Genomic DNA, 9,570 nt, shown 5'->3' with positions numbered 1-9,570 from the left:
CCACTGCCCGCCCCACCCATGTCTTCGCCGTTCTCCGCCGTCAAACCCAGCGCCAAGCTCTCCGACCAGGTGGCCAGCGCGCTGGAGGCCGAGATCCGCGCGGGCCGCATCCAGGCGTCCGACAAGCTGCCCACCGAGGCGGTGCTGGCGCAGCAGTTCCAGGTGAGCCGCACGGTGGTGCGCGAGGCCATCTCGCGCCTCAAGTCGCTGGGGCTGGTGGACTCGCGCCAGGGCAGCGGCGTGTATGTGCTGGCGCCGGGCATCGAGCCGCTGCAGTTCGATGTACCCCTGGCGGCATCGCGCGAGGCGGTGATGCAGATTGTGGAGGTAAGGCGTGCGCTGGAGGCCGAGGTGGCCGAGCTGGCGGCCCTGCGGCGCACCGATGCAGACATGGCCGCCATACGCGCCGCCATGCAGCACATCGCCGACGCCGTGCGTGCAGGCCGCGACGGGGTGGAAGAAGATGTGCTGTTCCACCGCGCCATCGCCCGGGCGGCAGGCAACCCGTTCATGATCAGCACGCTGGACTATCTGGCGCAGTTCCTCAAGGGCGCCACCCGCGTGACCCGTGCCAACGAAGCGCGTCGCACCGACTTTGCCGATGCGGTGACCCACGAGCACACCCACATCGTGCGGGCCATCGAGGCGGGCGACCCGGTGGCAGCGCGGGCGGCTGCCGCGCAACACATGAAGAACGCACTGGCCCGCATCGAGCAGGCCGACCTCACGTTCTGGGCCCAGGACGGCGCTCGGCTGGCCCAGCCGCTGGTGGCAGCATCCACACCGCTGGTGTTCTGAGCCACGTCCCAAGCCTGCGCGCCGGGCTTGCGTCCCAACACATCAGTGATCTGCTACATATTTGGTAGCTGCTCAGGCATATTGCACTAGCGCTTGAGCACCAAAACGCCTCAAAACCGCTTCACCGACCATGCCCACGCACTGGCAGATGCGGGTTAACCCGTAGCAGTACTGTGCGGGATAATTTGTATGATAACCATATAAACACACCAACCAAGGTGCAGCTGGAAGCCCTTGCAAGTCGCTTTGAGCGGCTCCAGCCTGGGTCTGCCCCTTCCATCCCGGAGATATCTCGTTCATGTCCACCCTTGCACTTCTCGGCATCGGCGCCGGCAGCATTGCCCTGCTCCTGTTGCTCATCATCCGCTGGCAGGTCCACGCCTTCGTGGCGATGATGCTGGTGAGCTTTCTGGTGGCGTTTGCCACGCAGATGCCCATTGGCGACATCATCAGCACGCTGATTGCGGGCATGGGCGGCACGCTGGGTTCGGTCGCCATCCTGGTGGCGCTGGGCTCCATGCTGGGGCGCATGATCGAGGTCTCGGGCGGTGCGGCCAGCCTGGCCAACCGCTTCACACAGCTGCTGGGCCCCACGCGGGTGCCCATGGCCCTCACGGCCGCAGCGCTGGTTCTGGCCATCCCGGTGTTTTTTGACGTGGGCTTCATCATCCTGGTGCCCATCGTCTACGGTTTTTGCAAGGCAGCGGGCGTCAACCCCATCAAGTTCGGCCTGCCCGTGGCGGGCATCATGCTGGCCGCGCACGTCGTGGTGCCACCGCACCCCGGCATCGTGGGCGGCGCGGCCATCGTCAAGGGCGACATTGGCTGGATCACCATCATTGGCCTGGCCATCTGCATCCCACTGGCGGCGCTGTCGCAGGTGGTTTCGGGCTGGCTCAACCGCAAGGGCTACCCCATGCTGCCCACCACGGCCGAGCAGTTTGCGGCCTTTGGCAACAGCGAAGACAGTGCAGCGTCCAAGTCACGCAGCGCACCTGGCGTCGGCACCATCATGGCGTTGATCGTCATTCCCCTAGCCCTCATCATGGCGGGCACCACCGGTGCCACGCTGCTGCCCAAGGGCGACAACCTGCGTAACGTGCTCGGGTTCATCGGCTCGCCCATCTTTGCGCTGATGGTGGCCGTGGGGCTGGCCATGTTCCTGCTGGGCCGCAACCAGGGGTGGAACCGTGAGCGCACCAACACCATCATGGAATCCGCCCTGCCCCCTGCCGCCACCGTAATTTTGGTGACCGGCGCTGGCGGCGTGTTTGCCAAAGTGCTCACCGCCAGCGGCATTGGCACAGCGCTGTCGCAAAGCCTCACCGCTACTCATCTGCCGCTCATCCTGCTGGCGTTCATCATCTCGCTGGCGCTGCGTGCTGCCCAGGGTTCGGCCACCGTGGCCATCATCACCACGTGCGGCCTGCTGGCCGACGCCATTGCAGGTGGCGGGTATTCCCCCTTGCAAGTGGCGCTGCTCACGGTTGCCATCGGCTTTGGCAGCCTTGGGCTGTCGCACGTCAACGATTCAGGCTTCTGGATCGTGACCCGCTACCTGGGCCTGAGCGTGGGCGATGGCCTGCGCACCTGGACCGTGCTGACCACGGTGCTGGGCCTGGCGGGTTTTGCACTCACGGCTTTGCTTTGGGTGCTGGTGGCCTGAACGCCCCCTTTTTGAATTTCTTTGAAGGACTGACAACATGACACAACCCACCGTCGGCATCATCGGCCTGGGCGCCATGGGCGCCGGCATTGCCAAGACCCTGCGCAACAACGGTTTCACCATCCACGTCTGCGACGTGCGCCCCGGCGTGGCCGGTGCCTTTGTGGCGGACGGCGGCACCGCCCACGCCACCACCGCGTCGCTGGCGGCGGCGAGTGATGTGGTGGTGTCAGTGGTGGTCAACGCCGCGCAGACCGAGAGCGTGCTGTTTGGCGACGACGGCAAGAGCGGTGCAGCCAGCACCATGCGCCCCGGCAGCACCTTTGTGATGTGCTCCACCGTGGACCCCAACTGGTCCGTGGCGCTGGAAGCCCGTCTCAACGCGCTGGGCCTGCACTATGTGGACGCACCCATCTCCGGCGGCGCCGCCAAGGCCGCATCGGGCCAGATGACCATGATGACCTCCGCCAAGCCCGAGGCCTATGCCGCAGCCAACGCCGTGCTCGACGGCATGGCCGGCAAGGTGTACCGCCTGGGTGACAAGGCGGGCGCGGGCAGCAAGGTCAAGATCATCAACCAGCTGCTGGCCGGTGTGCACATTGCTGTGGCCGCCGAAGCCATGGCCCTGGGCTTGCGCGAAGGCGTGGACGCTGCAGCGCTGTACGAGGTCATCACCCACAGCGCGGGCAACAGCTGGATGTTTGAAAACCGCATGGCCCATGTGCTGGCGGGCGACTACACGCCGCTGTCGGCTGTAGACATCTTCGTGAAGGACCTGGGCCTGGTGCTGGACACCGCACGCGCCAGCAAATTTCCCCTGCCACTGGCCGCCACCGCGCACCAGATGTTCATGCAGGCATCCACCGCAGGCTTTGCCAAGGAAGATGACAGTGCCGTGATCAAGATCTTCCCTGGCATCACGTTGCCAAATAGCGAAGGTCGAGGGAAGGACAAGGCATGACACGCGCACGTGCACTGCTGGGCTGCATTGCCGACGACTTCACCGGCGCGACCGACCTGGCCAACAACCTCGTGCGCGCAGGCATGCGCGTGGTGCAGGCGATGGGCGTGCCCACCGCACCCCTGGACACCGAGGCCGATGCCATTGTGGTCGCGCTCAAGTCGCGCACCATTCCCAAGGAAGAAGCCATCGCCCAGTCGCAGGCCGCGCTGCAGTGGCTGCAGGCGCAAGGTGCCGAGCAGATTTACTTCAAATACTGCTCCACCTTTGACAGCACGGCCGAAGGCAACATCGGCCCCGTGACCGATGCGCTGATGCAGGCGCTGGGCACCGACTTCACCATCGCCACGCCCGCCTTCCCCGACAACAAGCGCACCGTGTTCAAGGGCTACCTGTTTGTGGGCGATGTGCTGCTGAACGAAAGCGGCATGCAGAACCACCCGCTCACGCCCATGGCCGACCCCAACCTGGTGCGCGTGCTGCAGGCACAAACACCCAGCCGCGTGGGCTTGATCGACCACAGCGTGGTCGCACAGGGCGAGGCAGCTATCCGCGCACGCATCGATCAACTGAAGGCCGAGGGCGTGCGCATGGCCGTGGTCGATGCGGTGTCGAACGCCGACCTGCTGCGCCTGGGCCCTGCCCTCAAAGGCATGCCGTTGGTCACCGCAGGCTCGGGCGTGGCGATTGGCCTGCCGGGCAACTTTGGCGTGGCCCCCAGCAACGAGGCCGCCCGCCTGCCCGCCGCACAAGGGCTGCAGGCCATCGTGTCGGGCAGCTGTTCGGTGGCCACCAACCAGCAGGTCATGGATTTCATCAAGGCGGGCAAGCCTGCTCTGGCCATCGACCCACTGCGCATCGCCGCAGGCGTGGACGTGGCCGCCGAAGCTCTGGCCTGGGCCGAAGGCCACATTGGACAAGGCCAAGTGCTGGTGTATTCCACCGCCGAGCCTTCGGCCGTGCGCGCCATTCAAGGCAAGCTGGGCTCCGAGAAAGCCGGTGCCATGGTGGAAGACACCATTGCCGCCATTGCACGCGGCCTGGTGCAGTGCGGTGTGCGCCAGCTCATCGTGGCGGGCGGTGAAACATCCGGAGCCTGCGTGCAGGCCCTGGGCATCACGCAAATGCGCATTGGCGGGCAGATTGACCCCGGCGTGCCGTGGTGCCATGCCGTGGCCCCCGACGCCAAGGACGGGCTGCACATCACGCTGAAGTCGGGCAATTTTGGTAGCACCGACTTTTTCACCAAGGCTTTTGCACAATTGTTGGCATGACCTCTACCCCCGCCTTCATGGATGAACGCCAGGCCCGCGACGAAATCTGCCGCGTGGGCCGCAGCCTGTTTGAGCGGGGCTATGTGCATGCCACCGCAGGCAACATCAGCGTGCGCCTGGCCGACGGTTACCTCATCACCCCCACCGATGCCTGTCTTGGCACGCTGCAGCCCGAGCGGCTGGCGCGCCTGGACGCGCAGGGCCAGCAGGTGGCGGGCGACCGGGCCAGCAAGACCATTGCGCTGCACCGGCAGATTTACGAGGCCTCGGCATCGACAGCCGCACCGGCCCGCTGCGTGATCCACACCCACAGCACGCATCTGGTGGCCTGCTCGCTGCAAGCCGACACCGCTGCAGGTGGCCAACTGGCGCCCGATGCGCAATTGCTGCCCCCTATCACGCCCTACTTTGTGATGAAGGTGGGCCGCGTGCCGCACATCCCGTACCACCGCCCGGGTGATGCTGCCGCGGCAACACTGGTGGCGCAGACCATCACCCGCTATGCCGCAAAGGGCAGCCCTGTGCGCGCTGTGATGCTGGCGCGCCTGGGGCCCAACGTGTGGCACGACACGCCTGCCGCCGCCATGGCCGTTCTGGAAGAGCTGGAAGAAACCGCCCGCCTGTGGGTGCTGTGCCAGCCCCGCCCCACGCCGCTGACCGAGCCCCAGATTGAGGAGCTGCGCCAGAGCTTTGGTGCCCACTGGTAACGGGTAACGGGTAACGGGCTGGCTGCGCACAAGGCGCGGGGATGAAAGAACACACACAAGGAGACAAACCATGACCCTTTCTTTCTGGCGCAAAGCCTTTGCTCCCATGCTGCTGGGCGTGCTGGCCACGGGCGGTGCATCGGCTGCGGACTACCCCGCCCCCAAACATGGGGAATGGGTCGTCAAGGACTTCCGCTTCCACTCCGGCCAGACCTTGCCTGAACTGAAGCTGGCCTACTCCACCGTGGGCGAGCCCACCGGAGAGCCCGTGCTGGTGCTGCATGGCACCAATGGCTCGGCAGAGAGCATGCTCACACCCGGCTTTGCAGGCACGCTGTTTGGCCCCGGCCAGCCGCTGGATGCACGCAAGTACTTCATCATCCTGCCGGACGCCATCGGCGCCGGCCGCTCCAGCAAGCCGTCGGACGGCCTGCGCGCCGCGTTTCCGGCCTACAACTATGACGACATGGTGCAGGCGCAGTACCGCCTGTTGACCGAGCACCTGGGCGTGCGCCATGTGCGCGCCATCATTGGCAACTCCATGGGCGGCATGCACACCTGGGTATGGGCCCAGCGCTACCCCGATTTCATGGACATCGCCGTGCCCATGGCCTCGCTGCCCACCGCCATGTCGGGCCGCAACTGGATGATGCGCCGCCTGCTGGTCGATGCCATCCGCAACGACCCCGAATGGCAGGGTGGCAACTACACCCGCCAGCCCCGCAGCCTGCAGTTCGCGTCGGTGTTCTTTGGCACGGGCACCAACGGCGGCAACCAGGGCCTGCAAAAGCTGGCCCCCACCCGCGCTGCGGCCGATGCGCTGGTGGAGCAGCGCCTCAAAGCCCCTTTCCGTGGCGATGCCAACGACCACATCTACCAGTGGGAGGCCTCGCGCGACTACGACCCCGAGCCCAGGCTGGAACGCATCACCGCGCGCGTGCTGGCCATCAACTCAGCAGACGATGAGCGCAACCCGCCCGAGCTGGGCGTGCTGGACAAAGCCATCGCCCGCATCCCGCACGCACAGGCCTACGTGATCCCTGCCAGCGCCGACACCCTTGGCCACAGCACGGTGGGCCTGGCGCGCTTTTACCAAGACCGGCTGGCGCAGGTGCTCACCAGCGCACCGCGCCGCTGACCCGTACTTTTCAGGAACCCTTTTCATGCCCCGCTTTGCCGCCAATCTGTCCATGCTCTACAACGACGTGGACTTTCTCGACCGTTTTGCCGCCGCTGCCCGGGATGGCTTCCAGGCGGTGGAGTACCTTTTTCCCTACGCCTACTCTGCGCAAGAACTGGCCGCGCGCCTGCAAGCCAACGGCCTGCAGCAAGTGCTGTTCAACGCCCCGCCCGGCAACTGGGACGCGGGCGAACGCGGGCTTGCCTGCCTGCCGGGGCGTGAGGCCGAGTTCCGCGAAGGCATTGCCAAGGCCATCGACTATGCCAAGGCCCTGCAGTGCCCCCGCATCCACGTGATGGCAGGACTGGTGCCCCAGGGGGCAGACGCCGCCACCGTGCGCGCTACCTACATCGCCAACGTGTGCTACGCCGCCGAACAGGCTGCGCCCCATGGCATCCAGATCCTGCTGGAACCCATCAACGGCCGCGACATGCCTGGCTTCTTCCTCAGCCGCCAGGACCAGGCCCATGCGCTGATCGCCGAGATCGGCGCCGCCAACGTGAAGGTGCAGATGGACCTGTACCACTGCCAGATCGTGGAAGGCGACCTGGCCATGAAGGTGCGCCAGTACCTGCCCACAGGCAACGTCGGCCACTTCCAGATTGCCGGTGTGCCTGAGCGCCACGAACCCGATGTGGGCGAGATCAACTACACCTATCTCTTCAAGCTGTTGGACAGCCTGGACTACGACGGCTGGATTGGCTGCGAATACCGCCCCGCGCGCGGTGCCGCCGCCCACGCCACCAGCGACGGGCTGGGCTGGCTCAAGCCCTGGCTGTAAAGACCTGCCTCGCACCACAGTTGCCGTTGCACGCCAGACGCTGGTGCAGCGCGCACCATGGTGTGGCGCGCGGGGGTGTTAGGGCATGGCCCGCACGATGGGATCGCATGGCACAGATCCTGCAAATACGCAGACGCCAAGAGTAGAAGCGTTCAGCGGCCACCGCCCGGAAATTGCTCTTGAAGCATGCAATGGACTGACGCCACCACGGGCGCGCAGGACTGTGCGTCTTCAGGAGGCCGGTGCCCCCACCCCGAAGCCCCAGCGCCCTGTCGGTTGATTGCATGCACCCCGTTCGGAGGGGTGTGAAGCCTGGCTTTTCACTCCCCCGTGGTTATCCGCCAACGACCAGGAGTGCTCCACCATGCAACGCCGTTCCCTCATCCGCGCCACCGGCGCCGCCGCCCTGCTGTCTGCCACACCGTTTGTACGCGCCCAGGGCACTCTGCAAAAGTTCAAGTTCAACCTGGGCTGGAAGGTCGAGGCCTCGGGCGCAGGCTTTTTGCTGGCGCAGCAGCGCGGCTACTACAAGGATGCGGGCCTCGATGTCACCATCGACACCGGCAACGGGTCTGCCTCGGCCATCAGCCTGGTGGCGGGTGGTGCCTATGACGTGGCATCGGCCGACCTCTCGACCATGATCGAGTTCAACACCGCCAATCCGCAGTCCAGGCTGGCAGCGGTCGCCATCCAGTACGACCTGAACCCCAACTCGGTCATGGTGCGCAAGGACGGCGCCATCAAGAAGCCCGCCGACCTGGCGGGCAAGACCATCCTGGGCCAGCCCTTCAACGCTTCGCGCAAACTCTTTCCCGCCTTTGCCAAGGCACAGGGCTTTGATGGCAGCGGCGTGAAATGGGAAAACGTGGCCCCCGACATCGGCGACACACGCTTCGTCAAAGGCGATTTCGACGCAGCGGCGTACTTCTTCTTCACCGGTCTGCTCAACCTGAAGGCGCGGGGCCTGACGCCGGATCAGATCACGGTGTTCCGCTTTTCGGACTATGGCCTCAAGTCGTATGGCAACGGGCTCATTGCCAACGCCAAGAGCATGCAGGACAACCCGGATGCCATGAAGGCCTTCGTCAAAGCCACCACACGCGGCTGGGTCGACGCGATTGCCGACCCGCGCGCCGGCGCTGCCGCCATCAAGGCCCGAGAGCCACTGGCCCATGAAGAGATCGAGTTCGAGCGCCTGCAGCTCATCGTGGACGGCACCATGAAGACCGCCGAGACACGCGCCAACGGCTGGGGCGCTGCCACGCCTGCGCGCCTGCAGGCCACCATCGATGAGACCGTGGCAGCCTTTGGCCTCAAGAGCAGCCTGGCGGTGGCCGACATCTGGACCGATCGCTTTCTGCCCCCGGCCGTAGACCGCAAGCTCAAGGCCTGACCAGGGGAACGCCATGGGCATCCCCCTCCTCGACCTCAGCGGCGCCCTGCAGCCGGGCGCGCCGCGCAGCCCCGCCGTGATGGCCGTGGCCGCCCAACTGCGCCAGGCCTGCACGGGCGCAGGGTTCTTCTACGTGCGCCACCACGGCGTGCCGCTGGACGTCATTGCGCGCCAGTTTGAATTGGCGCAGCAGTTCTTCGACCTGCCGTTGGCATCCAAGGAAGCGATTTCGCTGCACCATTCACCCGCGATGCGGGGCTACGAAAGCCTGGGCGGACAGACCCTGGACGCCAGCGCTCGGCCAGACCTTAAGGAGAGCTTCTACTGCGGGCTGGACTACGCGGCAGACCATCCGTACGTGCAGCGCGGCTACCACTCCTACGGCAGCAACCAGTGGCCGGAGGCGTTGCCCGAGCTGGCCACCCAGAGCCGCACCTACATCGCCGCCATGCGACAGCTGGCCCTGCGGCTGATGCAGCTGCTGGCGCTCTCGCTCGACCTGCCAGAAGAATATTTCTACCACACACACCAGAGCCCCATGCTGACGCTGCGGCTGCTGCGCTACCCACCCCATCCTGAGAGCGCCGATGCGCTCACCTTTGGCGCGGGAGAGCACACCGACTGGGGTGCCATCACCCTGCTGGCCCAGGACCACCATGGCGGGCTAGAGGTGAAACTTCCCACCGGCGAATGGGTGGCTGCCACACCCATCGAGGGAGCGCTGGTGGTGAACCTGGGCGACATGATTCCGCGCTGGACCAATGGGCTGTACCGATCCAACCCCCACCGCGTGCGCAACGTGCACAGCGG

Annotated in this window: 9 protein-coding genes; all 9 read left to right on the top strand. The window is 65.9% G+C overall.

The window, feature by feature from the left end; all coding sequences use genetic code 11:
- The first annotated feature begins 18 nt into the window (after nt 1–18).
- Nucleotides 19–798, top strand: a complete 780-nt coding sequence (locus DBR23_RS06135; RefSeq protein WP_108497643.1) for a FadR/GntR family transcriptional regulator — start codon at nt 19–21, stop codon at nt 796–798.
- Between the two features lie 298 nt (nt 799–1,096).
- Nucleotides 1,097–2,464, top strand: a complete 1,368-nt coding sequence (locus DBR23_RS06130; protein ID WP_108497642.1) for a GntP family transporter — start codon at nt 1,097–1,099, stop codon at nt 2,462–2,464.
- 37 nt (nt 2,465–2,501) lie between these two features.
- A complete protein-coding gene (gene ltnD / locus DBR23_RS06125) occupies nt 2,502–3,425 on the top strand; it encodes an L-threonate dehydrogenase (RefSeq protein ID WP_108497641.1) in 924 nt (307 codons plus the stop codon).
- Nucleotides 3,422–4,699 (top strand): 3-oxo-tetronate kinase, encoded by a 1,278-nt coding sequence (gene otnK / locus DBR23_RS06120; protein WP_108497640.1) that lies wholly within the window; start codon nt 3,422–3,424, stop codon nt 4,697–4,699. The genes ltnD and otnK overlap by 4 nt, the downstream gene beginning before the upstream one ends.
- 17 nt (nt 4,700–4,716) lie before the next feature.
- A complete protein-coding gene (locus DBR23_RS06115) occupies nt 4,717–5,406 on the top strand; it encodes an aldolase (protein WP_108497644.1) in 690 nt (229 codons plus the stop codon).
- A 70-nt stretch (nt 5,407–5,476) separates the two neighbouring features.
- Nucleotides 5,477–6,544, top strand: a complete 1,068-nt coding sequence (locus DBR23_RS06110; RefSeq protein WP_108497639.1) for an alpha/beta fold hydrolase — start codon at nt 5,477–5,479, stop codon at nt 6,542–6,544.
- 25 nt (nt 6,545–6,569) lie between these two features.
- Nucleotides 6,570–7,367 (top strand): 2-oxo-tetronate isomerase, encoded by a 798-nt coding sequence (gene otnI / locus DBR23_RS06105; RefSeq protein WP_108497638.1) that lies wholly within the window; start codon nt 6,570–6,572, stop codon nt 7,365–7,367.
- A gap of 364 nt (nt 7,368–7,731) precedes the next feature.
- Nucleotides 7,732–8,760: an ABC transporter substrate-binding protein gene (locus tag DBR23_RS06100; RefSeq protein ID WP_099729429.1), complete on the top strand. Its 1,029-nt coding sequence runs from the start codon at nt 7,732–7,734 to the stop codon at nt 8,758–8,760.
- A gap of 13 nt (nt 8,761–8,773) precedes the next feature.
- Nucleotides 8,774–9,570: isopenicillin N synthase family oxygenase (locus DBR23_RS06095; RefSeq protein WP_108497637.1), on the top strand; the 797-nt coding region annotated here is incomplete at its 3' end.

The sequence above is a fragment of the Acidovorax sp. HMWF018 genome (assembly GCF_003061035.1).
In the GTDB taxonomy this organism is placed as follows: Bacteria; Pseudomonadota; Gammaproteobacteria; order Burkholderiales; family Burkholderiaceae_C; genus Acidovorax; species Acidovorax delafieldii.
Note: the sequence above shows the minus strand (reverse complement) of the source record. Positions and strands in the feature narration are given on the sequence as shown.

Bases quoted from the DNA above. Each gene is read 5' to 3' on its own strand.
- otnK (WP_108497640.1), top strand. From the start codon at position 3,422: ATGACACGCGCACGTGCACTGCTGGGCTGCATTGCCGACGACTTCACC.
- otnI (WP_108497638.1), top strand. From the start codon at position 6,570: ATGCCCCGCTTTGCCGCCAATCTGTCCATGCTCTACAACGACGTGGAC.
- ltnD (WP_108497641.1), top strand. From the start codon at position 2,502: ATGACACAACCCACCGTCGGCATCATCGGCCTGGGCGCCATGGGCGCC.
- DBR23_RS06100 (WP_099729429.1), top strand. From the start codon at position 7,732: ATGCAACGCCGTTCCCTCATCCGCGCCACCGGCGCCGCCGCCCTGCTG.
- DBR23_RS06115 (WP_108497644.1), top strand. From the start codon at position 4,717: ATGGATGAACGCCAGGCCCGCGACGAAATCTGCCGCGTGGGCCGCAGC.
- DBR23_RS06135 (WP_108497643.1), top strand. From the start codon at position 19: ATGTCTTCGCCGTTCTCCGCCGTCAAACCCAGCGCCAAGCTCTCCGAC.
- DBR23_RS06130 (WP_108497642.1), top strand. From the start codon at position 1,097: ATGTCCACCCTTGCACTTCTCGGCATCGGCGCCGGCAGCATTGCCCTG.
- DBR23_RS06110 (WP_108497639.1), top strand. From the start codon at position 5,477: ATGACCCTTTCTTTCTGGCGCAAAGCCTTTGCTCCCATGCTGCTGGGC.